General features: G+C 70.8%; 21 protein-coding genes and 1 riboswitch. Of the genes, 5 read left to right on the forward strand and 16 right to left on the reverse strand.

Going from position 1 to position 23,514, the window contains the following annotated elements; all coding sequences use genetic code 11:
• Positions 1–66 precede the first annotated feature (66 nt).
• Both ACQKM2_RS18170 and ACQKM2_RS18175 read right to left on the reverse strand, forming a co-directional pair.
• A complete protein-coding gene (locus ACQKM2_RS18170; protein WP_427710939.1) occupies positions 67–1,431 on the reverse strand; it encodes an NYN domain-containing protein in 1,365 nt (454 codons plus the stop codon).
• 39 nt (positions 1,432–1,470) lie between these two features.
• A complete protein-coding gene (locus ACQKM2_RS18175) occupies positions 1,471–1,710 on the reverse strand; it encodes a hypothetical protein (RefSeq protein ID WP_007263676.1) in 240 nt (79 codons plus the stop codon).
• Positions 1,711–1,823: 113 nt separating this feature from the next.
• Between ACQKM2_RS18175 and ACQKM2_RS18180 the strand changes: the two genes are divergently transcribed.
• Together ACQKM2_RS18180 and ACQKM2_RS18185 are read left to right on the forward strand one after the other, a co-directional pair.
• Positions 1,824–2,558 (forward strand): rhomboid family intramembrane serine protease, encoded by a 735-nt coding sequence (locus ACQKM2_RS18180; RefSeq protein WP_427710841.1) that lies wholly within the window; start codon positions 1,824–1,826, stop codon positions 2,556–2,558.
• On the forward strand, positions 2,555–2,836 hold the full coding sequence (locus ACQKM2_RS18185) for an Lrp/AsnC family transcriptional regulator (protein ID WP_007263678.1): 282 nt from the start codon (positions 2,555–2,557) through the stop codon (positions 2,834–2,836). The genes ACQKM2_RS18180 and ACQKM2_RS18185 overlap by 4 nt, the downstream gene beginning before the upstream one ends.
• 133 nt (positions 2,837–2,969) lie before the next feature.
• On the opposite strand, the gene ACQKM2_RS18190 is transcribed toward ACQKM2_RS18185, so the two are convergent.
• From ACQKM2_RS18190 to ACQKM2_RS18215, 6 genes are all read right to left on the reverse strand, one after another.
• The gene (locus tag ACQKM2_RS18190; protein WP_427710843.1) at positions 2,970–4,361 is read right to left on the reverse strand and encodes an aminotransferase class V-fold PLP-dependent enzyme; all 1,392 of its coding nucleotides are present in this window, start codon (positions 4,359–4,361) and stop codon (positions 2,970–2,972) included.
• A 236-nt stretch (positions 4,362–4,597) separates the two neighbouring features.
• Positions 4,598–4,714: riboswitch (SAM riboswitch) on the reverse strand.
• Between the two features lie 90 nt (positions 4,715–4,804).
• A complete protein-coding gene (gene trpD / locus ACQKM2_RS18195) occupies positions 4,805–5,869 on the reverse strand; it encodes an anthranilate phosphoribosyltransferase (RefSeq protein WP_427710845.1) in 1,065 nt (354 codons plus the stop codon).
• 163 nt (positions 5,870–6,032) lie between these two features.
• The gene (locus ACQKM2_RS18200) at positions 6,033–7,670 is read right to left on the reverse strand and encodes a cytochrome b (RefSeq protein ID WP_427710847.1); all 1,638 of its coding nucleotides are present in this window, start codon (positions 7,668–7,670) and stop codon (positions 6,033–6,035) included.
• Complete coding sequence (locus ACQKM2_RS18205; RefSeq protein WP_362468740.1) at positions 7,667–8,725, reverse strand: cytochrome bc1 complex Rieske iron-sulfur subunit; 1,059 nt, start codon at positions 8,723–8,725, stop codon at positions 7,667–7,669. Before ACQKM2_RS18205 ends, ACQKM2_RS18200 begins: the two co-directional genes overlap by 4 nt.
• Positions 8,722–9,531, reverse strand: a complete 810-nt coding sequence (locus ACQKM2_RS18210; RefSeq protein WP_007263683.1) for a cytochrome bc1 complex diheme cytochrome c subunit — start codon at positions 9,529–9,531, stop codon at positions 8,722–8,724. The genes ACQKM2_RS18205 and ACQKM2_RS18210 overlap by 4 nt, the downstream gene beginning before the upstream one ends.
• A gap of 76 nt (positions 9,532–9,607) precedes the next feature.
• The gene (locus tag ACQKM2_RS18215; RefSeq protein ID WP_007263684.1) at positions 9,608–10,228 is read right to left on the reverse strand and encodes an aa3-type cytochrome oxidase subunit III; all 621 of its coding nucleotides are present in this window, start codon (positions 10,226–10,228) and stop codon (positions 9,608–9,610) included.
• A 186-nt stretch (positions 10,229–10,414) separates the two neighbouring features.
• Here ACQKM2_RS18215 and ACQKM2_RS18220 point away from each other — a divergent pair, with 186 nt between their 5' ends.
• Positions 10,415–10,816 (forward strand): hypothetical protein, encoded by a 402-nt coding sequence (locus ACQKM2_RS18220; protein WP_362468736.1) that lies wholly within the window; start codon positions 10,415–10,417, stop codon positions 10,814–10,816.
• 96 nt (positions 10,817–10,912) lie between these two features.
• Here the strand turns inward: ACQKM2_RS18220 and ACQKM2_RS18225 are convergent, their stop codons facing one another.
• The 4 genes from ACQKM2_RS18225 to coxB all read right to left on the reverse strand — a co-directional run bounded on the left by ACQKM2_RS18225 (position 10,913) and on the right by coxB (position 15,373).
• Positions 10,913–12,160, reverse strand: coding sequence for an Ig-like domain-containing protein (locus tag ACQKM2_RS18225; protein ID WP_427710850.1), 1,248 nt, complete (start codon positions 12,158–12,160; stop codon positions 10,913–10,915).
• Between the two features lie 116 nt (positions 12,161–12,276).
• Entirely contained in the window at positions 12,277–12,675 is a 399-nt protein-coding gene (locus ACQKM2_RS18230; protein WP_125818808.1) for a cytochrome c oxidase subunit 4, read from the reverse strand.
• Positions 12,672–14,402 (reverse strand): aa3-type cytochrome oxidase subunit I, encoded by a 1,731-nt coding sequence (ctaD, locus tag ACQKM2_RS18235; protein WP_125818809.1) that lies wholly within the window; start codon positions 14,400–14,402, stop codon positions 12,672–12,674. Before ctaD ends, ACQKM2_RS18230 begins: the two co-directional genes overlap by 4 nt.
• A complete protein-coding gene (gene coxB, locus ACQKM2_RS18240; protein ID WP_427710853.1) occupies positions 14,399–15,373 on the reverse strand; it encodes a cytochrome c oxidase subunit II in 975 nt (324 codons plus the stop codon). The genes ctaD and coxB overlap by 4 nt, the downstream gene beginning before the upstream one ends.
• A 305-nt stretch (positions 15,374–15,678) precedes the next feature.
• On the opposite strand from coxB, the gene ACQKM2_RS18245 reads away from it, so the two are divergent.
• Positions 15,679–17,058, forward strand: coding sequence for a cysteine desulfurase/sulfurtransferase TusA family protein (locus ACQKM2_RS18245; protein WP_427710855.1), 1,380 nt, complete (start codon positions 15,679–15,681; stop codon positions 17,056–17,058).
• A gap of 273 nt (positions 17,059–17,331) precedes the next feature.
• Here ACQKM2_RS18245 and ACQKM2_RS18250 read toward each other — a convergent pair whose 3' ends face one another.
• The 4 genes from ACQKM2_RS18250 to ACQKM2_RS18265 all read right to left on the reverse strand — a co-directional run bounded on the left by ACQKM2_RS18250 (position 17,332) and on the right by ACQKM2_RS18265 (position 22,057).
• Positions 17,332–19,806, reverse strand: coding sequence for an ATP-binding protein (locus ACQKM2_RS18250; RefSeq protein ID WP_427710857.1), 2,475 nt, complete (start codon positions 19,804–19,806; stop codon positions 17,332–17,334).
• A 180-nt stretch (positions 19,807–19,986) separates the two neighbouring features.
• Positions 19,987–20,628, reverse strand: coding sequence for a LysE family translocator (locus ACQKM2_RS18255; RefSeq protein WP_427710859.1), 642 nt, complete (start codon positions 20,626–20,628; stop codon positions 19,987–19,989).
• A 99-nt stretch (positions 20,629–20,727) separates the two neighbouring features.
• Positions 20,728–21,051 carry an STAS domain-containing protein gene (locus ACQKM2_RS18260; protein ID WP_125603340.1) on the reverse strand — a complete coding sequence of 108 codons (324 nt, stop codon included), beginning with the start codon at positions 21,049–21,051 and terminating at the stop codon, positions 20,728–20,730.
• A 157-nt stretch (positions 21,052–21,208) separates the two neighbouring features.
• Positions 21,209–22,057, reverse strand: a complete 849-nt coding sequence (locus ACQKM2_RS18265; protein ID WP_427710861.1) for a 3-hydroxyacyl-CoA dehydrogenase family protein — start codon at positions 22,055–22,057, stop codon at positions 21,209–21,211.
• A 223-nt stretch (positions 22,058–22,280) separates the two neighbouring features.
• Between ACQKM2_RS18265 and ACQKM2_RS18270 the strand changes: the two genes are divergently transcribed.
• Positions 22,281–23,510 carry an RNA-guided endonuclease InsQ/TnpB family protein gene (locus ACQKM2_RS18270; protein WP_427710863.1) on the forward strand — a complete coding sequence of 410 codons (1,230 nt, stop codon included), beginning with the start codon at positions 22,281–22,283 and terminating at the stop codon, positions 23,508–23,510.
• The last annotated feature ends 4 nt before the right edge of the window (positions 23,511–23,514 follow it).

Genomic DNA, 23,514 nt, shown 5'->3' on the forward strand with positions numbered 1-23,514 from the left:
TTCCGCTTCCTTCACAGAAGCCCCACGCTGCGTGCCGAGAAGCTGACGGTACGTCTTCCGCTTGCGTTACGAAACGCGCGAAAGCCGCTTGAGCAGCAATGCGGACGTCACCGGCCGGGCGCCCGCCTTCGCCACCCCGTCGGCCACCTCGCGGTCGGTGGAGACCACCACCACCGGACGGCCGGGCGGCTCGGCCCGCACCAGTTGGCGGATCAACTCGTCCGCCGTCACACCGGCCTTGGAGAACAGCACCCGCACCCCGCGCGGCGGCGCCAGCAGCACCGGCGCCGCCAGCTCCGCACCGTCGAAGACGCACGTCATCTCGGCACCCGTCTGCGCGGCCAGCATCGACAGCCCGCCCAGCAGCCGCAACCGCTGCTTCTCCAGCGGCATCGTCGGATAGCCGGTCTTCGTCACGTTGTAGCCGTCGACCACCAGATGCGCCTGGGGAAGCGCCAACAACTGGTCCAGCAGCGCCGGATCGGTCTCCGACAGGGCCCGCGCCGCGATGTCCTTCGGCGTCATCCGGCCCGGCTCCACCGCGTCCACGGTGTCGGCCGGCCGCGTCGAGACCGGCGGCAGCGCCAGCTCCCGGCGCAGCCCGGCCGCCGCGTCCAGCACCGTGTCCAGCAGCAGCCGCAGTCTCATGTCCTCGATGCTGCGCCCCTCCCGGGTGGCCCGGCGCGAGGTCTCCAGCGCCGACTCCACCTCCGCGAGACGGGACTTGAGGCGCCGGGACTCGCTCTCGGCCGCGGCCACCTGCGCCGCCGCCTCACCGCGGATCGCGTCGATCTCGCCGCCGACCTTGCGCAGGGCCGCCTCGCCCCTCTTGACGTCGCTCAGGGCGCTGCGCAGCTTGCGCTGAAGCGATTCCGCTTCCTTGCGGGCGGCCTCCAGCTCGGTCCGCACCTGCTCGCCGCCGGAGCGCTGCGACTCCTTCAGCTGGGCCAGCTCCTCGCGCAGCCGCTCCAGCTCCCGCCGGGTCTCGTCGCCGACCCGCTCGGCGTCGGCGCGCTGCGCCTCCTCACCGGCGGACGCCACCAGCTTCACCCAGCCGGCCGGGCGCAGCACGTACGCGGCGGCCGCCACGTCCAGCGGGTCCGCCGCGGCCGGCGGGGCACCCGACTCCAGGGCCCCGGTCAGCTCCGGCTGCGCCTCGCGCAGCTTCTCCGCGATCCGGCTGCGGAAGACCCCGTCGGTCTCCACGGCCGCGGCCATGGCGTTGCCCGCGAACTTGGCGCGCCGGGTCGGGGTGAACCGGGCGTACTGGCGCAGCTGCGCCGGGAGGTCCCCGACCGTCAGACCGCCGAAGGCGTCCGAGACGATCGTGACGACCCGGCGCCGCACGCCTTCCGGCAGCGGGCGGTCGAGGACCTCCGCGGCGTCGCCGGCCGCGTCGGCCGGCGTCGCGCCGCTTGCTGGCTCCACAATCCGTCACCCCTACCGTGATCTACTGTGGGCCCGGCTCCGTCAGGAGTCGGTGCCCGGCCTGTCCACGAGTTCGATCTGGTCCACCGCGTTGCACCAGCGGCAGCGGACCGACTCGATGGTCTCACTGACCACCTCGCGCTCCTCGACCTTGGGCTCCCCGGCAAGATCGAGGTGGACGTACTCCACGACCTTCGACGATCGGGTGACATCGAACCGCGTGAGGTTGCCGCACAGGGTGCAGCGCCACCGGGTGGTGTCGGTCGGCAGGGGAACCGTCATCAGGCCGCTCTCTCCTTCGTAGCTCATTCAATTAAAGCCCTACGCCGCGGTCGGCGGACCGCAGCACGTAACCCTACGGCCTGGCACCACCCTCAGGTGGGTCCCCCTGCGTCATGCTCTGTCTCATGATCGTAAAGTGGCGGACCCTGTGCGATGCCGCCCGGGGCCCCGTGGTCACGTACGCGCTGATCGCCGCCTGCTGCACGGCGTTCTTCCTCGGCCCGGCTTCTGGCCTGAACCCGGCCTACGGGACGGGCGATCTGCTGACGGAGACGGGGACGGCCTACTTCCGGCACTGGGGCGTCGTCCCCGACGAGCTGTTCTCGGGGGCCGGACGCCCGCTGCTGACCCCCCTGACGGCGCTCTTCGTCCACGGCAGCTGGCTGCACCTGCTCGGGAACATGCTCTTCCTCTACGTCTTCGGCGCGATGACGGAGGAGCGGATGGGCCGGGCGCCGTTCCTCTTGTTCTACGTCTGCACGGGCTACCTCGCGCTGGCGGCCTACGCGGCGGCCAACGCCTCCTCGGACCAGACCCTGGTGGGCGCGTCGGGGGCGATCTCGGCGGCGCTCGGGGCCTTCCTGTGCCTCTTCCCGCGGGCGCGGGTGACCAGCCTGTTCCCGTTCCTGCTCTTCCTGCCGCTGCGGTTCCCGGCGTGGATCGTGCTGCTGTTCTGGTTCGGCCTCCAGTGGCTGGCGGCGCACCGCGCGGGGAGCGGTCCCGGGGTCGCCTACCTGGCCCACGTCGTGGGCTTCTCCCTCGGCTTCTGCTACGCGTGGGCCCGCTATCGCCGTACGACTAGAGTGAGGAGACCAGTGACTGCCGGCGAGGGAGACAGCCAACCGTGATCACCGCGATCGTGCTCATCAAGACCAGCGTGGACCGGATCCCCGAGATCGCCGAGTCCATCGCGCAGCTGGACAGCGTCAGCGAGGTCTACTCCGTCACCGGTACGTACGACCTGATCGCCCTGGTCCGGGTGGCCCGCCACGAGAACCTCGCGGACATCATCCCGGGCCGCATCAGCAAGATCCCGGGCGTCGAGGCCACCGACACGCACGTCGCGTTCCGCACGTACTCGCAGCACGACCTCGAAGCCGCGTTCGCCATCGGCCTGGACGCGTAGCCCTCTCCCCGGGCCGGTACGGAGCCGCTGTGCGGGGCCACTCCTGGGGGCTCCGCCCCCAGACCCCCGCGCCTCAAACGCCGGCGGGGCTGGGATGTGCTGCGCACATCCAGCCCGCGCGGCGCCACCCCCGCTACACGGCGGGAACGCAGCGGCCCTCTTCCGTGCGGTACTGCCACTTCGCCCCGTCCGCGACGAGTTCCTTGACCGCGCGGACGAACCGCTCCACGTGCTCGTCCGGCGTCCCCGCCCCGAAGCTGACCCGGATCGCGTTCAGCGACCGCTCCCCCGGCGCCGCCTCCGGCGCCCCGCACTCCCCCTGGGCCTGCGGCTCGCTGCCCAGCAGGGTGCGCACCAGCGGGTGGGCGCAGAACAGCCCGTCCCGCACCCCGATCCCGTACTCGGCGGACAGCGCGGCCGCGAAGTGCGAGCTGTTCCAGCCGTCGACCACGAACGAGATGACGCCGACGCGCGGCGCGTCGTCCCCGAACAGGGACAGCACCCGCACCGCCGGGACCTCCGCCAGGCCCTCGCGGACCTTGGCGATGAGGTGCTCCTCCCGGGCGACGAGGTTCTCGAAGCCCGCCTCCCGCAGCGCCCGGCAGGCGGAGGCGATGGAGTAGACGCCGATCACGTTCGGGGAGCCGGCCTCGTGGCGGGCGGCGGTGGTGTGCCACTCGACGTCGACGCCGCCGTCCTCGCGGCGGGCCACCTTGCGGGAGGCGCCGCCCCCGGCGAGGTAGGGCTCCGCCTCCTGGAGCCAGTCGGCGCGGCCCGCGAGCACGCCCGAGCCGAAGGGCGCGTACAGCTTGTGCCCGGAGAAGGCGACCCAGTCCACGTCCAGCTCCCGTACGGAGACGGGGTGGTGGGGGGCCAGCTGGGCGGCGTCCAGCACGATCCGCGCGCCGTGGGCGTGCGCGGCGGCGGCGAGTTCCCTCACCGGCCACAGCTCACCGGTGACGTTGGACGCGCCGGTGACGCACACCAGCGCCGGGCCGTAGGGGTCCCGGTCGGCGAGGGCCCGCTCCAGGGTGGCGACGGCCTCGCCGGGGGTACGGGGGGCGTTGAGGTAGGTGACCCGGGCGTCGCCCCAGGGCAGCAGCGAGGCGTGGTGCTCGGTCTCGAAGACGAACACCTGGCAGTCGGCGGGCAGCGCGGCGGCGAGCAGGTTCAGGGAGTCGGTGGTGGACCGGGTGAAGACGACCTGGTCGCAGGGTCGGCAGTCGAGGAACTCGGCGACCGTGGCGCGGCTCTGCTCGAACAGGTCGGTGGACAGCTGCGAGAGGTAGCCGGCGCCGCGGTGGACGCTGCCGTAGTACGGGGCGTACGCGGCGACGTCGTCCCAGACCCGCTGCAGCGCGGGAGCGCTGGCCGCGTAGTCCAGGGCCGCGTAGGTGACCTCGCCGCCGGTGACGAGGGGCACGGTGACGTCCCGGCCGAGCACCGGCAGCGGCCCGTCACAGGCGGGGTCGGCAGCGGCGGTGGCGCAGGCGGCAGTGGTGGCGGCGTTCAGGGATGCGGACATGGCGGTATCTCCCGGCAGGCAGGGCTGAATGGCTTCGGTGTGCCCGTACGCGGGTGCGGCGGCGCGCGGCGACGCCGGCCGTCAGGGGGTACGGGAAGGTCCTCGGACTGATCGGGGGTACGCGGTACGCGGAAGGGACCCTGATCCGAGGGTTGAAGAAGGGGCGGATTCGCCCTATCGCATTCGCTTGCTCACGGAAAACGCTCCTCGAGAGACCAGGACCCCTGGTGTCGAGGGATCCGCGCTTGCCGTAGACCTCGCTGCCTACGGCCTGGTCATCACCCGGGGCACCCCGCCACGGAAGGAGGGTTGCCGGACAGCAAGCCGGGGCCTAAACGCTGTCACTCGTGACCTTGGAGAGCATCCTGCCACAAGATCCCGCACGCGCAAGACCCCGGTCCACATCGTGGACCGGGGTCTTGCCCGAAAGGGACTGCTCGCCCTCAGCGGTTGGTGGCCGCCACCCAGCGGTCCAGCACGGCGCGGGCGGAACCGGAGTCGATGGACTCCGCCGCGCGGGCCATGGCGGCCGCGAGCTGCTCCTCCAGCGTGCCCGTGCCGGGGTCCAGCGCCACCAGGGCGCTCGCCGAGTTCAGCAGGACGGCGTCGCGCACCGGGCCCGTCTCCCCCGCCAGCAGGCGGCGGGCGACGTCCGCGTTGTACGAGGGGTCGCCGCCGCGCAGGGCCGAGATGTCGACCGCGGCGATGCCGACGTCACGGGGGTCGAAGGCGTGCTCGGTGACCTCGCCGTCCCGGACCCACCACACCCGGGAGGTGCCGGTGGTGGTCAGCTCGTCCAGGCCGTCGTCGCCGCGGAAGACCAGCGCGGAGGTGCCCCGCTCGGCGAGCACCCCGGCCATGATCGGGGCCAGCCGCGGGTCCGCCACGCCGACCGCCTGCGCCTTGACGCGGGCCGGGTTGGTGAGCGGGCCGAGGCCGTTGAACGCGGTGCGCACCCCGAGGTCGCGGCGGGCCGAGGCGGCGTACCGCAGGGCCGGGTGGAATACCACCGCGGCGCAGAAGGTGATGCCGGCCTCCTCGGCGACCTGCGCCACCCGCTCCGGGGTGAGGGCCAGGTTGACGCCGAGCTTCTCCAGGACGTCGGAGGAGCCGCTGGCGGAGGACGCCGCCCGGTTGCCATGCTTGACGATCTTGGCTCCGGCGCCGGCGGCCACGATGGCGGACATGGTCGAGATGTTGACCGTCTTGGCGCCGTCGCCGCCCGTGCCGACGATGTCCACGGTCCGCCCGGGCACCTCGATCAGGTTGGCGTGGGCGTACATCGTGCGGACCAGCCCGGTGTACTCGGCGACCGTCTCGCCCTTGGCCCGGAGGGCCACCGCGAAGCCCGCGATCTGCGCGTCCGTGGCCTCGCCCCGCATGATCCGCTCCATCGCCCAGGCGGTGTCCTCGGCGACGAGGTCCTGACGGCTCAGCAGCGCTTCCAGGATGCCCGGCCAGCCGCGGGCCGCCACGCTGTCGCCGCCTGCCGGGGTCGCAACGTTCATGGTCAGCTCCTGCTGCTCGTCGGGTCGTACGTCCGATGGAAAGGATCTCAGCCTATCCAGCCCGGGAGACGGCAAAGAGCCCCGTCCAGTCACTGGACGGGGCTCTCGCCGTGGCGACACCAGGACCGGCCGGGGCCGGTCCCTCAAGCGGTCGTGCCGGAGATCAGTGGTGGCCGTGGCCGGACTGGATCTCCTTGTACTCCTCCGCCGTGGGCTTCGGAATCTGGTTGTTCTCCGCGTAGAAGCCCTTGCTGAGCTTCGCCCGCAGCTTCTCGGAACGCGTCACCTTGCGCTCGACACCGTTCTCGTCGACCGTCGGGCCGATCTCGACCGGCTTGTACTGCTCGTGCGCGGTGAGCGTGTGCAGCTTGCCCTGCGACAGCGGCTCGTGGACCTCGACGAACTCACCGTGCGGCAGGCGCTTGATGATGCCGGTCTCGCGACCGTGCAGCACCTTGTCGTGGTCCCGGCGCTGGAGGCCGAGGCAGATGCGCTTGGTGACGATGAACGCCAGGACCGGGACGACGAAGAAGCCGATCCGGACGAACCACGTGATCGAGTTGATCGACAGGTGGAAGTACTGGGCGAACATGTCGTTGCCGCCGCCGATGAGGAGCACGATGTACTCCGCGATCCAGGCGACACCGAAGGCCGTACGGGTCGGGACGTTGCGCGGGCGGTCCAGGATGTGGTGCTCGCGCTTGTCGCCGGTGACCCAGGACTCGATGAACGGCCAGACGGCGATGGCGCCGAGGACCAGCGGGAAGAGCAGCAGCGGGATGAACACGCCCAGGACGAGCGTGTGGCCCCACAGGTTGATCTCCCAGCCCGGCATGGCTCGGATGAGGCCTTCCGGCATACCCATGTACCAGTCGGGCTGCGCACCGGTGGACACGTGGTCCGGGCGGTACGGGCCGAGCGCCCAGATCGGGTTGATCGAGGCGATCGCCGCGATGGCCGCGATGACACCGAAGACCAGGAAGAAGAAGCCTCCGGCCTTGGCCATGTAGACGGGCAGCAGCGGCATGCCGACGACGTTGTTGTTCGTCTTGCCGGGGCCGGCGAACTGGGTGTGCTTGTGGAAGAACACCAGGATCAGGTGCGCGACCAGCAGGCCCATCATGATGCCGGGCAGCAGCAGGATGTGCACCGAGTAGAAGCGCGCGACGAAGTCGCCGCCCGGGAACTCCCCGCCGAAGAGGAACATCGACAGGTAGGTGCCGACGACCGGGACGGACAGGATGGCGCCCTGCATGAAGCGGACACCGGTACCCGAGAGCAGGTCGTCCGGCAGCGAGTAACCGGTGAAGCCGGTGAACATGCCGAGGACCAGCAGCAGGAAGCCGAAGATCCAGTTGACCTCGCGCGGCTTGCGGAACGCGCCGGTGAAGAAGACGCGCATCATGTGCACGACCATGGCCGCGACGAAGATCAGCGCAGCCCAGTGGTGGATCTGGCGGATCAGCAGGCCACCGCGGACGTCGAAGCTGATGTCCAGGGTCGAGGCGAAGGCCTCGGACATCATGACGCCCTGCATCGGCACGTACGAGCCGTGGTACACGACCTCGTTCATGCTCGGGTGGAAGAAGAGCGTCAGGTACACACCCGTGAGGATGATGATGATGAAGCTGTAGAGGCAGATCTCACCCAGCATGAAGGACCAGTGGTCCGGGAAGATCTTGCGCATGTTGGCCTTGGCGAGGCCGTAGATGCCCAGGCGGCCGTCCGCCCAGTCGGCTACGCGCTCGCCGCGCGACGCGTTGCGCGCCGGGCCGGCCGAGGTGTTCGTGGAGGTGCTCATCCGCGCTCCCAGAATGCAGGACCGACGGGCTCTTCGAAGTCGCCGTGCGCCTCGAGGAAGCCTTCGTCATTCACGCCGATCCGCAGCTGCGGAAGCGCGTGACCGGCCGGGCCGAAGATGACACGGGCGCCGTCGGAGAGGTCGAAGGTGGACTGGTGGCACGGGCAGAGCACGTGGTGCGTCTGCTGCTCGTACAGGCTGATCGGGCAGCCGACGTGGGTGCAGATCTTGGAGAAGGCCACGATCCCCTCGTGGGACCACTCCAGCTCCTGCTTGTCCTTGATGTCCTCCGGCTTGATGCGGACGATCATCAGGGCGGCCTTGGCGATCTGCGTCTGGAAGTCGTGCTGGTCCTCCTCCAGGCCTTCCGGCATGGCGAAGGTCAGCGAACCGACCAGGACGTCCTCGGGACGCAGCGGCTCCATCGTGTTCTGGTTGATGAGCAGCTTGCCCTTGGACCACAGGGTCTTGCGCAGCTTGTCCTCGGGCAGCGGGCCCAGGTCGCGCAGGATCACGACGGCGGAGAGCGGCAGCAGGGCCAGCGCGCCGAGCATCGTGTTGCGGATCAGCGGGCGGCGGCCGATGCCGGACTCGTTCGCACCGTCGGCGAAGTCCTGCATGACCTTCGCCTTGACCTCCGGGGAGGCGGCGATCTCGTGGCGCTCGTCGGCGACCTCGACGTCCGACATCAGCGTGCGGGCCCAGTGGACCGCGCCGGCGCCGATGCAGAACAGGGCCGTGCCGAGCGTCATGCCGAGCGCGAAGTTCAGCGCGCTGACCTTCCCGATGGGGAAGATGAACACGATCTTGTCGACCGGGAAGGCCACGTACGAGGCGATGAAGCCGATCGTGGCCAGCATCGACAGCGTGAACAGCATCGCGACCGTGCGCTCGGACCGCTTGGCGGCCCGCTCGTCGATGTCCTGGATGCGCGGCTTGTGGACCGGGAGGCCGGGGTCCGCGAACGGGTCGTCCGCGACCGCTACGGCACCGTGGTGCGCGTCGCCCTGCTCGCTCGGCAGGTGCTTGTCTTCGGGAATGTCTTGGCTACTCATGACTTCTTGGCCTTAGCGGTGTGGGCCGCGACCCAGACGGCAACAGCGATCAGCGCACCCAGGCCGAAGATCCAGCCGAACAGACCCTCGGAGACGGGACCGAGGCCGCCGAGCTTGAGGCCACCGGGGCTGGTGGACTTCTCGCCGTTGACGTTCTCGAGGTACGCGATGATGTCCTTCTTCTGCTTCTCCGGCATGGTGCTGTCCGGGAAGGAGGGCATGTTCTGCGGGCCGGTCAGCATGGCCTCGTAGATGTGCTTCGGCGAGACGTCCTCGAGGTTCGGGGCGTACTTGCCGTTCGTCAGCGCGCCGCCTTCGCCGGTGAAGTTGTGGCACTGCGCGCAGTTGTTGCGGAACAGCTCGCCACCGGCGGCGATGTCGGCACCGGCCGGGTCGTACTGCTTCTCGGTCGGCGTGATCGGGCCGGCACCGAGCGACGCGATGTACGCCGCGAGCTGGTCGATCTGGGGCTGGGTGTAGATGTTCGGCTTCTTCGGCACCTGGGCGCCGGGCTGCTGGGCGGGCATGCGGCCCGTGCTCACCTGGAAGTCGACGGCCGCGGAGCCGACGCCGACCAGGCTGGGGCCGTCAGTGGAACCCTGACCGCCGGTTCCGTGGCAGCTTGCGCAGCCCACGGCGTAGAGCTTCTTGCCCTCCTCGATGGCGAGGGACTGGGCGGTTTCATCGGCCTGCGCCTTGCCCGCGGGCGCGAAGGCGGCGTACAGCCCCCCCGTGACCGCCAGCGCGAAGAGTAGAACGACGACCGCCGCCAGCGGATGGCGTCGTCGTGCGGAGAGCTTTTTCACGGATTACCCCGGTGTCAGGATCTTCTGCGTCGGTGTTTCTGGACGGTGTGCCGAGCGGTACCCGGCGACGTGATCGCTACTTGATCAGGTAGATCGTCGCGAAGAGGCCGATCCAGACGACATCGACGAAGTGCCAGTAGTAGGACACGACGATGGCCGACGTGGCCTGTTCGTGGGTGAACCTCTTGGCCGCGTACGTCCGGCCGAGGACCAGCAGGAAGGCGATGAGACCGCCCGTCACGTGCAGCCCGTGGAAGCCGGTGGTCAGGTAGAAGACCGTGCCGTACGGGCCGGACGAGAGGGACATGCCCTCGTGCTTGACCAGCTCGGTGTACTCGAACACCTGGCCGCCAATGAAGATCGCACCCATGACGAACGTGATGATGAACCACGTCCGGAGCTTCTTCACGTCACCGCGCTCGGCGGCGAAAACGCCGAGCTGGCAGGTGAGGGAGGAGAGCACCAGGATCGTGGTGTTCGTCGCCGAGAAGGGCAGATTCAAGGCCTCGGCCTGCTCTGTCCAGTACTCGGCACCCGTCACGGATCGCAGGGTGAAGTACATCGCGAAGAGGGCCGCGAAGAACATCAGCTCGGAACTCAACCAGATGATGGTTCCGACGCTGACGAGGTTCGGCCGATTGACCGTCGGGTGCGCGTGCCCGGTATCTACTGTCGTTGCTGTCGCCACGACCGACATTATGTCGGTCGCTTATCCCGCCCTCACCCCGGGGGGTGCCGTTCGGAGTGTCAGGGGGGTGTGCAAGGCCCGAACGGCCCATCAGAAGCCCGCTCGCGAGGCTTGCGGAACCGATGTTGACAGCGGGTCGGACGGAGTAGCATCCCGCGCATCATCAGCGTGATTCACGGCCAGGTGGAGGACGAAATGCGGGCGACTGCGCGGGTTCTGGTCTACAGCGACGACGCGGGCACCCGGGAGCAGGTGCGGCTGGCCGCCGGGCGCAGGCCCGCGGCGGACCTGCCGCCGGTGGAGTTCCTGGAGTGCGCCACGCTTCCAGCGGTCCTCAAGGAGCTGGACGCGGGCGGCATCGACCTGTGCGTGCTGGACGGCGAGGCGGTTCCGGCCGGGGGCATGGGCGTGTGCCGGCAGATCAAGGACGAGATCTTCCGGTGCCCCCCGGTGCTGCTGCTGATGGGGCGTCCCCAGGACGCGTGGCTGGCTACGTGGAGCCGGGCGGACGCGGCGGTCACCCTTCCGGTGGACCCGGTCGACTTCCCCGACACCCTCGCGGGGCTGTTGCGGTCGCGGCTGTCGCCGGCCGCCTGAGGCTGCCGGGGCGCCCGGGGCGCCGGTTGCGCGACACGGGCCCGCGGTCCGGCCTGTCGGCCGGGACGCGGGCCCGTACGGCCTTCTGCGGGGCTCTCAGACGGTGGGGCGCAGTCGTGCCTGGTCGACGGCGCTGCGGCCTTCCTGGGTGCCCTTGAGGAGGGCGCTGCCCTCGCGCCACTCCTTCCACTCCATGTTCCAGTCGCCGAAGCCGTTGCCGAAGGTGTCCATGTCGTCGCCGATGCTGTTGATCACCTTGACGATGTCGCCTTCGGTGATGTTCTCGTAGAACCAGGCGGCGTTGCCGGTGCTCATGCCGGTGCAGCCGTGGCTGACGTTCTCGTAGCCCTGGGAGCCGACCGACCACGGCGCGGCGTGCACGTACTCGCCGCTCCAGGTCACGCGGGTGGCGTAGTAGACGGGCAGGTTGTAGTACTCGCTGCCGCCGATGCCGACGGTGTCGCCGCGCATCTGGACGAAGTACTGCTTGCCGAGCACCACCTTGACCCCGTTGCGGGTGGAGAAGCCGGGCTTGCCGGTGGTCACCGGGATGGTGTTGATCACTTCGCCGTTGCGTTCGAAGGTGAGGTAGTGCGAGGCGGCGTCGGTGGTGACCTCGACGCGGTCGCCGATCTCCAGCTTCAGGGGCTTGGAGGCCGCTCCGTGGAGTTCGTCGGAGACCTTGATGCCCTCCAGGTTGCTCCGTACGGAGACGGTGGTGTGGGCGGGCCAGTAGTCCTTCGGGCGGTAGTGCAGGTTCTTGTCGTCCACCCAGTGCCAGGCGCCCTCGACGCCGGCGGGCGCGTCGACGACCAGGCCCCGTTCGACGATGGCGCGGGCGGCCTTGTCCTTGACGGGCTCGTTCAGTTCGGCCGTGATGGGCTGTCCGACGCCGTACTTGCCCTCGTCCGGGCCGAATTCGACCTTGAGGACCTGCTTGGCCGGGGTGGTCTCGAAAGTCAGCGTGCGCTGCCCCGGGGCTCCGCGCTGGTCCTCCGTGCTGACGAGGACGGTGTAGCGCACGCCCGCCGCCATGGGGACGGTGCTGTGCCAGCGGTCGCCCTTGGCGGAGAGTTCGCCCGCCAGGCGGCGGCCGTGGGTGTCGACGGCCATCACGTCGGTGATCCGCGCCTCGGCTCCCTTGGCGGTGACCTCCAGCGGCTTGTCCGGGTCGGTGGGACGGCCGCCCGGGGGCTGGTTGAAGACGATCTGGTCGCCCGCGTCGTACGGGCGGGCGGACAGCGGGTTGTTGTCGCCGGACCCGCATGCGGTGGCGCCGGCCCCGAGGGACGCGACCAGCAGGGAGCAGCTGAGTACCGTCCAAAGACGCGGTGAGTGCTTCATGCGCCCAACGCTATGAAGATATGACAAATCCAGCGCGCGGGGTGACTGCAAACGAGGGGCCCGGACTCCTCCGAAAAGGTGTCCGGGCCCCTCTGTACTGCTCGTACCGCTACTGCTTACTGGTTCTGGTTCTCACCGCGGTAGTACTCGTACACCCAGCCCCACAGGCCGATCAGGATGATCGGGGCCGAGAAGTACATGAGCCACCAGCCGAAGATGACGCCCATGAACGCGAGCGCGCCACCGATGGCGAGCGAGAGCGGCTGCCAGCTGTGCGGGGAGAAGAACCCCAGCTCGCCGGCCTCGTCCGCGACGTCGGCCTCCAGGTTGTCCTGAGCCATCTCGTCCACACGCTTGGCCGTGAAGGCCAGGTAGTAGCCGATCATGGCGCTCAGGCCGAAGGCCAGCGCGAGAGCGGTGGTTCCGACCGGCTCCTTCGACCAGACGCCGTAGACGACGGTCATGATCAGGATGAAGGCGGAGAGCCAGAGGAACATCTTGCCCTGGATCTTCACTTGCCGGCCTCCTTGCCACCGGTGACGGCCTTTGCCGGGGCGTGGTCCTCGAGGTGGTCGAGGGCCGCGATCTCCGGGTGGTGCAGGTCGAACGCCGGCGATTCACTGCGGATGCGCGGCAGGGTGAGGAAGTTGTGCCGCGGCGGCGGGCAGGACGTCGCCCATTCGAGCGAACGGCCGTAGCCCCACGGGTCGTCGACCTCGATCTTCTTGCCGTACTTCGCCGTCTTCCAGACGTTGTACATGAAGGGCAGCATCGACAGGCCCAGCAGGAAGGAGCTGATCGTGGAGATGGTGTTCAGCGCCGTGAAGCCGTCGGCCGCGAGGTAGTCCGCGTAACGACGCGGCATGCCCTCGGCGCCCAGCCAGTGCTGCACCAGGAAGGTGCCGTGGAAGCCGATGAACAGCGTCCAGAAGGTGATCTTGCCGAGGCGCTCGTCCAGCATCTTGCCCGTGAACTTCGGCCACCAGAAGTGGAAGCCGGAGAACATCGCGAAGACCACGGTGCCGAAGATGACGTAGTGGAAGTGCGCGACGACGAAGTACGAGTCGGAGACGTGGAAGTCCATCGGGGGCGAGGCCAGGATGACGCCGGTCAGACCACCGAAGGTGAAGGTGATCAGGAAGCCGACGGCCCACAGCATCGGGGTCTCGAAGGACAGCGAGCCCTTCCACATGGTGCCGATCCAGTTGAAGAACTTCACACCGGTCGGTACCGCGATCAGGAAGGTCATGAAGGAGAAGAACGGCAGCAGCACACCGCCGGTGACGTACATGTGGTGCGCCCACACGGTCACCGAGAGGCCGGCGATCGCGATCGTCGCGGCGATCAGACCGATGTAACCGAACATCGGCTTGCGCGAGAAGACCGGGATGACCTCGGAGATGATTCCGAAGAACGGCAGCGCGATGATGTACACCTCTGGGTGTCCGAAGAACCAGAAGAGGTGCTGCCACAGTAGTGCGCCGCCGTTGGCCGCGTCGAAGACGTGCGCGCCGAACTTGCGGTCGGCCTCCAGCGCGAAGAGCGCGGCGGCGAGGACCGGGAAGGCGAGCAGGACCAGGACACCGGTCAGCAGCACGTTCCAGGTGAAGATCGGCATGCGGAACATCGTCATGCCCGGAGCGCGCATGCAGATGATCGTGGTGATGAAGTTGACCGAGCCGAGGATCGTGCCGAAGCCGGAGAAGGCCAGACCCATGATCCACATGTCGGCGCCGATGCCCGGCGAGCGGACCGCGTCCGACAGCGGGGAGTAGGCGAACCAGCCGAAGTCGGCGGCACCCGAGGGGGTGACGAAGCCGGCCACCGCGATGGTCGAGCCGAAGAGGTACAGCCAGTACGCGAACATGTTCAGCCGCGGGAACGCCACGTCGGGCGCGCCGATCTGCAGCGGCATGATCCAGTTGGCGAAGCCGGCGAACAGCGGGGTCGCGAACATCAGCAGCATGATCGTGCCATGCATGGTGAACGCCTGGTTGAACTGTTCGTTCGACATGATCTGCGTGCCCGGACGGGCCAGCTCGGCGCGCATGAAGAGCGCCATGATCCCGCCGATGATGAAGAACACGAACGACGTGACCAGGTACATCGTGCCGATGGTCTTGTGGTCGGTGGTGGTGAGCCACTTCACGACCACGTTGCCCGGCTGCTTGCGCCGCACCGGCAGCTCGTTCTCGTACGAGTCAGCTGCGGCGGCACCCTGGGATTCGTTGAGGATGCTCACAGTTTGTTCGTCTCCGCATTCCGGGCCGGGTCAGTCTGCTTGATGCCGGCCGGCAGGAAGCCGGTCTGACCCTTCTCCGCCAGCTCCTTCAGGTGCGCCCGGTACTTCTCCGGGGAGACGACCTTCACGTTGAAGAGCATGCGGGAGTGGTCGACACCGCAGAGCTCGGCACACTTGCCCATGAAGGTGCCTTCCTGGGTCGGGGTGACCTCGAAGACATTGGTGTGACCGGGAATCACGTCCTGCTTGAACAGGAAGGGCACCACCCAGAAGGAGTGGATGACGTCGTTCGACGACAGGATGAAGCGGACCTTCTCGCCCTTGGGCAGGTAGAGGGTCGGCCCCGGGTTGTTGGTCTGGGGGTTCCGGTCGCCGGGAACGCCCTTCTCGTAGACGCCCTCGGCGCCCGCCGGGAACTCCTTGATGAAGCGGTCCGGCAGCGAGGCGAGTTCCTTCGGGGTCTCGCCGGCCTTCGGGGTCGCGGCATCGCCGTCGACGTTCTCGACGTAGTTGAAGCCCCAGCTCCACTGGAAGCCGATCACGTTGATCGTGTGCGCCGGCTTCTTGGAGAGGGAGAGCAGCTTCGACTCATCACGCGCGGTGAAGTAGAAGAGCACCGAGACGATGATGAGCGGGACCACGGTGTACAGCGCCTCGATCGGCATGTTGTACCGGGTCTGCGCGGGGACCTCGATCTTCGTCCGGCTACGCCGGTGGAAGATGACGCTCCACATGATCAGGCCCCACACCAGGATGCCCGTGATGAGAGCGGCCGCCCAGGATCCCTGCCACAGGGAGAGGATGCGAGGCGCCTCCTCCGTGACCGGGGTGGGCATTCCGAGGCGGGGGAAGTCTTTCCAGGTGTACGAGCAACCAGTGGCGGTCGCCAGGACCACGCCCGCAGTCAGCGCCTGCAGCAGCTTCCGCCGCATCGGGCGCCGCGGCGAGCGGTCGGAGCCGTAGGGACTCACGTAGCGCCTTCCCGAGAGTCTCGGCCCGCGCGGCCGGCCGCGGCCGTGTTCGGGTCGGTCGCCGGCCCTGACGCAGGCAGGGGTTTGGATGTTTATGCGGACCAAACCCTACTGGACGCTATTTGGGGTCGCGCGGGGAGGGTGCCCAACGCGCCGCTACTGCCCCCGAAGGGATGGATCCGCCGTACGGGGGACGGGCCGAACGGCCCTGAACGGCTGGCTCCGGACGGCATCTGACGGTCCCTGAACCGGATGCGCGCGGGGCGGGCCCCGCGCGGGCTGCGGCCACCATCTACCGTGGCCGGATGCCGTACTTCGACACCGCGTCCGCCGCTCCCCTGCACCCCGTGGCCCGGCAGGCGCTCCAGGCCGCCCTGGACGAGGGCTGGGCGGACCCCGCCCGGCTGTACCGGGAGGGGCGGCGGGCCAGGCTGCTGCTGGACGCGGCGCGCGAGGCGGCGGCCGAGGCGGTGGGATGCCGCGCCGACGAGCTCGTATTCACTCCTTCGGGGACGCACGCGGTTCACACGGGCATGGCGGGCGTGCTCGGGGGGCGCCGGCGCGTCGGCGGCCATCTGGTCGTATCCGCGGTGGAGCACAGCTCCGTACTCCACGCGGCGGACGCGCACGCGGCGGCCGGCGGGACGGTGACGGAGGTTCCGGTGGACCGGCTCGGCGCGGTCTCCGCCGCCGGGTACGAGGCCGCGCTCGGCTCCACCACGGCTCTGGCGTGTCTCCAGTCGGCCAACCACGAGGTGGGCACGGTCCAGCCGGTGGCCGAGGTCGCCGAGGTCTGCGGGGCCGCCGGGGTGCCGCTGCTCGTTGACGCCGCCCAGTCGCTGGGGTGGGGCCGGGTGGAGGGCGCGTGGTCGGTCCTGGCGGCCAGCGCCCACAAGTGGGGCGGCCCGCCCGGGGTGGGCCTGCTCGCCGTCCGCAAGGGGGTCCGGTTCTCCGCCCAAGGCCCCGCCGACGAACGGGAGTCGGGCCGCTCCCCCGGCTTCGCCAACCTGCCCGCCGTCGTCGCGGCGGCGGCCTCGCTGCGGGCGGTGCGCGCCGAGGCGGACGCGGAGGCGGCCCGGCTGCGGATCCTGGTGGACCGGCTGCGGCGGCGGGTGGTCCGGCTGGTGCCCGACGTCGAGGTGGTCGGGGACGCCGACCGGCGCCTGCCCCACCTGGTCACGTTCTCCTGCCTCTACGTGGACGGCGAGACCCTGCTGCACGAGCTGGACCGGGCGGGGTACTCCGTCTCCTCCGGCTCCTCCTGCACGAGCTCCACGCTGACCCCCAGTCACGTGCTGCGGGCGATGGGGGTGCTGTCGGAGGGGAACGTACGGGTCTCCCTGCCGCGGGGGACCTCCGCCGACGAGGTCAACGGCTTCCTGGAGGTGCTGCCGGGCGCGGTGGCGGGCGTGCGCGAGAAGCTCGGCGTCTCGGAGCCCTCCGCGGTGGCCCCGGTGGCGGACTCGGTCGAGATCGACGCCCTGGGCCTGCGCTGCCCGCAGCCGGTGATCGAGCTGGCCCGGGCGATCACCACGGTCCCGGTCGGCGGCACCGTCACGGTCGTCTCCGACGACGAGGTGGCCCGCCTGGACATCCCGGCGTGGTGCGCGATGCGCGGCCATACGTACCTGGGCGAGAGCCCGCGCGCGACGGGTGTGGCCTACCGGGTCCGCCGCGAGGGCTGAGGCCCCTTGCGGGTGGCAGATCCCCTACCCACCCTTCGCCCGTTCCCCGGGCTGCGCCCGGACCCCTCCTGGGGGCTCCGCCCCCAGGCCCCCGCGCCTCAAACGCCGGCGAGGCTATGAGTAGCCCCGCCGGCGTTTGAGGCGCGGGGGTCTGGGGGCGGAGCCCCCAGGGAACGGGCGAAGGGTGGGTAGGGGACCTCGCCCCGCGCAGCGGCCGGCCCGGCGGACGGTACCGCGCTCCGCCCGGCCAGGGCAGCGCCACGCCCCGGCGGGTCAGAGGGTCGTCGGGGATTCCGCCGCCGTCGGGGACTGGGCCTCCGTGGAGGTCGTCGTCGGAGTGGTCGGAGCCGAAGGCGTGACCGGCGGCGGGGTCGTGGCCGGCGGGGGCGTCGTCGCCGGCGGCGGGGTGGTCGCCGGGGGCGGGGTCGTCGCCGGCGGCGGCGTCGTGGCCGGCGGGGTCGGCTGCGGCTGCTCCGGCTCCGGCGTCGTCCCCGCCGACGGGGGCGTCGTCGCCGGCCGGGGCGCCTCCCCCCGGCCCGGATCCGCGGCAGCGCTCGGCTCCGGCGGCGAATCGTTCCCGCTGTTCCCCGGCACCTGCGGCGGGGTCACCGCCGGCGCGTCCGGGGTCGAGGACACGGTCGGCTCCGCCGGCTGCTCCGGGTCCTCGCCCGCCGTCAGCGACAGGCCGACGACCGTGCCGAGCGCCACCACCGTCAGCGCCCCGGCGGCGGCCAGCAGCACCGTCTTGCGCCGCCGGTCCGGTCCGGGCGGCGCGGGGCGGCGCGGGAACGGCGCCGGCTCCGGAGCCGGCGTGAACGCGTCCGCGTAGGCCTGGGACACGGTCGTGGCCGAACCGGCCGGCTTCCCGATCACCTGCATCACCGGGGTCACCTGGGTGACCGCCTCGGAGCCGGCCGGCTTCGGCGCGGCGGACGCACCGGGCGGCAGGGCGGCGAGCACCGGCGGTGCCTCCAGCCGCAGCGGCGGCGAGGCCGCCCCCGCCGCCTCCCGGTCCCGGTCGGTGACCAGGGCCAGCGCCCGCCGCCCGGCGACCGTGCCGCGCTTGTCGGCCAGCGCCCCGCGCAGCCCGATCGAGGCCTCCAGCTCCGCCCGCGCCCGGTCCAGACGCCCCTCGCACAGCGCGAGGACGCCGAGCTCGTGGTGGAAGTACGCCTGCTCCGCGACCTCCCCCGCCTTCCGCGCGGCCTCCGCGCCCGAGCGCAGCACCCGCCCCCAGGCCTCCCAGGACGGCGCCGCCGCCAGCGCCGGGGCGGCCGTGCGGGCCAGCAGCACGGCGGCCACCACATCGGCCCCGCCCAGCGCGGCGAGCACCGCGTCGGCCTCCGCCGCGACCCGCTCCGGGGTCACCGAGGCGTGCCCGGTCCACCAGGCGTAGTGCCGGGCGGCGGTACGCGCCTCCTCGGCGGCGCTCTCCGCGTACCCGGCCTCCTCCAGCTGCCGCGCGACCCCCTCCGCGAGCCGGTAGCGCGGCCCGACGGGGGTGATCAGGCCGCAGCCGAGGAGTTCCGCGACGGCGGCGTCGGCGTGCGTGTCTCCGACCAGCGCGGGCAGGTGGGCGTGGTGCGGGAGTTCCCCGCCCAGGGCGCAGGCGCTCCGCAGGGCGGCCCGGGCCGACTCGCTCACCCGGGAGGCCAGCAGCTCGGCGGGGGCCGCGGCCTGCGCCAGGGTGGGCAGCGGCACGTGGGAGGGGTCGCGGGGGCGTTCCTCGAAGACCCCGGGCTCCTCGTCCTCGTCGTCGGCGGAGCCTCCGTTGAGCTCGTCGCGCTGCCGCAGCAGGGCGGCGGCCTGTACGAAGCGCAGCGGCAGCCCCTCGGAGGCGAACCGCAGGTCCTCCGCCCAGGCCGTCTCCTCGTCGGTGAGCGGCCTGCCGGTGGCGGCCTCCAGCAGCCGTGCGCAGTCGTCCCGGCCGAGTCCGCCGAGGAAGACCTCCTCCAGGTGCGCGTCGTCGGAGGGGTCCTTGGCGTCGGGGGCGGCGGCGAGCAGGTAGGCGCATTCGGGGGTGGCGCGCAGCAGCTCGTCGAGGGCGGCTCCGCCGAGCTCCAGGTCGTCGAGGAGGACGATCGCGCCGATCTCGGCGACGCCCGCGAGGAGTTGCGTACGGTCGGGGCGCTCGTCGCGGGTGTCGTACACGGTGGAGTAGAGGGTGTGGAGCAGTTCGGCGGGCTGCTGCCTGCCGTGGCCGCCGAGGCGGACGACCCCGTCGGGCGCGAGGTCGGCGCAGTCGGCGGCGACCGCGTCGAGGAGGACGGTGCGGCCGGATCCGGCGGGGCCGGTCAGCCGTACGGAGCGGCCGCGTCCGAGGAGGCGTACGAGCCGCTCCCGCTCGTCCGCGCGCGCCAGGAGCGGCAGGGCGGGCACGGGCGGCCCGGGCAGTACGGGCGGGCGCGCGGCGGCGTCCCGGTCGGCGCGGGAGGCGGCGGAGCGCTTGGCGGGGCGGCGGCCGGCAGCCTGGCGGGCTTCGGGCCGCAGGGGCTCGATCTCGCTGCCGTCGACGGGGTTGACGGTGAGGGTGAACTCCCCGCTGGTCAGGGTCACGACGCGGGCGGGGGCCGGCGGCTGCGCGGCGGATCCCGGTGCCGGGGTCTTGGCCGTCGCGGACTTGGCCGTCGCGGACTTGGCCGTCGGCATCGTGGCGGTCGACGTCGTCGGGGCCGCGGCCGGTGTCCCGGCCGGCCGGCCCGCCGCGGCCCGTTCGTCCCGGCCCGGCTGCCCCTGTGTACGCTCCATGCCCCTGTCCCCCGATCGCGCCGCGCGCCCGCCGCCGTCTTCGTCGTGCCCGGCGCCCGCTCACGTCGTTGTCGCCACCGGTCCGGTTTCGCCCGACCCTAGACCGTTGACGGGGCCGCCGTCACCGCCGGGGTGCCTTCACCACCGGACCGCCACGGTTCCCGCCGCCGGTCCTCGCGGTCAGTCCTTGCGGCCGGTCACGGCGACGGTGACGCCGATGCCGATCATGGCGAGCCCGCCGGTGCCGCCGATCATGGAGAGGCGGCGCGGGGATCCGGCGAACCAGTCGCGGGTGGTGGCGGCGGCGAGGCCCCAGAGGCTGTCGAAGACGATCGCGATCAGGTTGAAGACCAGGCCGAGCACGAGCATCTGGAGCATGACCTGCCCCTGCTCCCGGTCGACGAACTGGGGCAGCACCGCGGCGAAGAAGACGATGGTCTTGGGGTTGGCCACGCCGACCGCGAAGCCCTCGCCGAGGGTGCGCAGGGTGCCGTGCGCCTCGGGGGCCGCCTCGGCGACCGCGGCCTGCAGCGATCCGCGGCCGCGGAAGGCCTTGACGCCCAGGTACACGAGGTAGGCGGCGCCGGCCAGCTTCAGGGCGGTGAAGACCAGGACGGAGCGTTCGACGACGGCGCCGACGCCGAGCGCCACGGCCACGACGAGTACGTACGATCCGAGCGTGTTCCCGGCCACCGTGGTCAGCGCGGCGCGCCGGCCCTGGGCGAGCGCCCGTCCGACGACGAAGAGCACGCTGGGGCCGGGGATCACGATCAGCACGAGGGACATGGCCGCGAAGGCCAGCAGTCTGTCGGTGGACACCATGGACCCATGTAAACCGAGCCCGCCCCGGGGGCGCAGCCCCTTTTCCCCGACCCGGACCCCGACCCGGACCCCGGCCCGGGCCCGGCCCCCTGCCCCCGGTCACACCCGGGGCAGGGACTCCGCTTCCAGCCCGCCCTCGATCGCGAGGATGCGGTGCAGCCGGGTCGCGACGAGCAGCCGCTGCATCCGGTCGGGCACCCCGCGCAGGACCAGGCGCCGTCCGGTCCGGCCGGCCCGCCGGTGCGCCCCCATGATCACGCCGAGTCCGGTCGCGTCCCAGGAGTCCAGGCCGGTGAGGTCGAGCACGAGGTCGCCGTGGCCGTCGTCGAGGGCGGTGTGGAGGACCGTACGGGCGTCAGCCGCGCTGCGCACGTCGAGGCGGCCCCCGACAGCGAGTTCGGCGTGGTCGCCCCTGATGTGCATGTGTGCTCCCCGGCTTTACTGCGTACGTGTGGTCCGACGGGTCCGTGGTCGGCAACTCTCACTGCAACTGACTGCCGTGCGGGCGGTGAAGTTGCCGACCGTGAGCGAACCGATACCTAATTCACCCCGTAGGGTGCGGGGATTCGAACGCTCGTGCTCAGTGCTTGTAGAAGCCCTGGCCGCTCTTGCGGCCGATGTCGCCCGCGTCGACCATGCGGCGCATCAGCTCCGGCGGCGCGAACTTCTCGTCCTGGCACTCGGTGTAGATGTTGCTGGTGGCGTGCAGCAGGATGTCGACGCCCGTGAGGTCGGCGGTGGCGAGCGGGCCCATGGCGTGCCCGAAGCCCAGCTTGCAGGCGATGTCGATGTCCTCGGCGGTGGCCACGCCCGATTCGTAGAGCTTCGCGGCCTCGACGACGAGGGCGGAGATCAGGCGGGTGGTCACGAAGCCGGCGACGTCGCGGTTGACGACGATGCAGGTCTTGCCGACCGACTCGGCGAACGCGCGGGTGGTGGCGAGGGTCTCGTCGCTCGTCTTGTAGCCGCGCACCAGCTCGCAGAGCTGCATCATCGGGACGGGCGAGAAGAAGTGCGCGCCGACGACCCGCTCCGGGCGCTCCGTCACGGCCGCGATCTTGGTGATCGGGATGGCGGAGGTGTTGGAGGCCAGGATGGCGTCCTCGCGCACGATCTTGTCGAGCGCGCGGAAGATGTCGTGCTTGACCTCGAGCTTCTCGAAGACGGCCTCGACGACGATGTCCACGTCGGCGACCGCGTCGAGGTCGGTGGTCGTGGAGATCCGCGCGAGCGCCGCCTCGGCGTCCTCGGCGGTCATCCTGCCCTTGGAGACGAACTTGTCGTAGGAGGCCTTGATGCCGTCCGTGCCCCGGGTCAGCGCGGCATCGGTGACGTCCCGCAGGACGACGTCCCAACCCGCCTGAGCGGAGACCTGAGCGATCCCGGAACCCATCAGTCCCGCGCCGATGACGGCGAGCTTCCCAGCCACTGCACACCCCTCGTTGTTCTCAGTACGACCCGGCCTCGTAGCCTCTCCGGCGGAGACTAGCGCCCGTGAGGGGCGGAGTGACCGCGAAGTAACACGCGTCACGTCTCAGATGACGGACATCACAATGAACCGGCAGTGGCCGTAGACGGGTTCGGCCACTCGTTCGTGTGATCGTCGGGGAATCGGCACGTACGGTCGAGGGCCTCAGCCCTAACGTCACGGCATGACGACCACGCGGATGACCGAAGGGACCGGCTACGCCCGGTACTCCTTCAGGCTTCGCACGTCGTCCGGCGCGCTCGCGGCCCTTCTGGACGAGTGGGACCGGTGCCGGTGGATCTGGAACGAGTGTGTGGCCAAGTCCATGCAGGTCCACGCCCGGAACAAGGCCAGGCCCGAGGGCACCGACAAGGAGACCTGCGGTCCAGCTCAGCTCGACAGAATGCTGACCGACGCCCGCGCCCGAATGGGATGGGTGCGAGAGGGCAGCAGCGTTCCGCAGCAACAGGTAGTCCGCGACTTCGGCAAGTCCAAGGCCAAGGCACAAAAGGACATCCGCGATCGGCTTCCCACGGCGCGCCGGGCCGGGATGCCGAAGTGGAAGACGAAGCGGGAAGCGCTGCCGAGCATGAACTACACAAAGCGCGGCTTCCGGCTGAGGGACGACCGCTTGCACCTGGCGGGCGGGATCGTGCTGTCCGTGGTGTGGTCGCGTGATCTGCCGGCCGAACCGTCCAGTGTGCGCGTCTACCGGGACAGCCTCGGGCACTGGTACGCCAGCTTCGTGCTCCCCGCCCCTGCCGATCCGTTCCCGTCCACGGGACGGGCCATCGGTGTCGACTGGGGAGTCACGGAGACCGCGACCACGACCAGCGACGAACACGACCTGCCGCACGCACGGCACGGGCAGAGGACGGCCAGGGGGCTCGCTCGCTACCAGCGGATGATGGCCAGGCGGAGGCCCGCGAAGGGGAAGGCTGCTTCCAAGGGCTACAAAACCGCGAAGAGGCAGGCTGCGAAGCTGTACAAGAAGGCCGCTCGGCAACGTCAGGACACAGCCCGCAAATGGGCCAAGGCCGTGGTCCGCGATCACGACGTCCTGGCAGTGGAGGACTTCCGCCCGGGTTTCCTGGCCAAGTCGACCATGGCCGGAAAAGCAGCGGACGCCGCCATCGGCGCCGCCAGGAGGGCTTTGATCGAGATGGGCCTCAAGCACGGACGGACTGTGCACCTGGTCCATCCCGCGCACACCACGATGGACTGCGGGCGGTGTGGAGCGAGAGCCAAGCACGCACTGCCGCTGGGTATGCGCACCTACACCTGCACCGCGTGTGGAGCCGTGTCCCCCAGGGACAAGAACTCGGCACACGTGATGCTCGTCCGGGCTGGTCTGGCCCCGGCCGGCGCTGATCGCACAAGACCCGGCCGGGCGCAGCCCGGTCAGGCGGCGTGAGCCG

It is taken from the genome of Streptomyces sp. NPDC004126 (genome assembly GCF_050275515.1).
In the GTDB taxonomy this organism is placed as follows: domain Bacteria; phylum Actinomycetota; class Actinomycetes; order Streptomycetales; family Streptomycetaceae; genus Streptomyces.

Bases quoted from the DNA above. Each gene is read 5' to 3' on its own strand.
- ACQKM2_RS18190 (WP_427710843.1), bottom strand. From the start codon at position 4,361: ATGTCCGCATCCCTGAACGCCGCCACCACTGCCGCCTGCGCCACCGCC.
- ACQKM2_RS18255 (WP_427710859.1), bottom strand. From the start codon at position 20,628: ATGGTGTCCACCGACAGACTGCTGGCCTTCGCGGCCATGTCCCTCGTG.
- trpD (WP_427710845.1), bottom strand. From the start codon at position 5,869: ATGAACGTTGCGACCCCGGCAGGCGGCGACAGCGTGGCGGCCCGCGGC.
- ACQKM2_RS18200 (WP_427710847.1), bottom strand. From the start codon at position 7,670: ATGAGCACCTCCACGAACACCTCGGCCGGCCCGGCGCGCAACGCGTCG.
- ACQKM2_RS18215 (WP_007263684.1), bottom strand. From the start codon at position 10,228: ATGTCGGTCGTGGCGACAGCAACGACAGTAGATACCGGGCACGCGCAC.
- ACQKM2_RS18250 (WP_427710857.1), bottom strand. From the start codon at position 19,806: ATGGAGCGTACACAGGGGCAGCCGGGCCGGGACGAACGGGCCGCGGCG.
- ACQKM2_RS18205 (WP_362468740.1), bottom strand. From the start codon at position 8,725: ATGAGTAGCCAAGACATTCCCGAAGACAAGCACCTGCCGAGCGAGCAG.
- ACQKM2_RS18220 (WP_362468736.1), top strand. From the start codon at position 10,415: ATGCGGGCGACTGCGCGGGTTCTGGTCTACAGCGACGACGCGGGCACC.
- ACQKM2_RS18225 (WP_427710850.1), bottom strand. From the start codon at position 12,160: ATGAAGCACTCACCGCGTCTTTGGACGGTACTCAGCTGCTCCCTGCTG.
- ACQKM2_RS18270 (WP_427710863.1), top strand. From the start codon at position 22,281: ATGACGACCACGCGGATGACCGAAGGGACCGGCTACGCCCGGTACTCC.
- ACQKM2_RS18180 (WP_427710841.1), top strand. From the start codon at position 1,824: ATGCTCTGTCTCATGATCGTAAAGTGGCGGACCCTGTGCGATGCCGCC.
- ACQKM2_RS18260 (WP_125603340.1), bottom strand. From the start codon at position 21,051: ATGCACATCAGGGGCGACCACGCCGAACTCGCTGTCGGGGGCCGCCTC.
- ACQKM2_RS18245 (WP_427710855.1), top strand. From the start codon at position 15,679: ATGCCGTACTTCGACACCGCGTCCGCCGCTCCCCTGCACCCCGTGGCC.
- ACQKM2_RS18175 (WP_007263676.1), bottom strand. From the start codon at position 1,710: ATGACGGTTCCCCTGCCGACCGACACCACCCGGTGGCGCTGCACCCTG.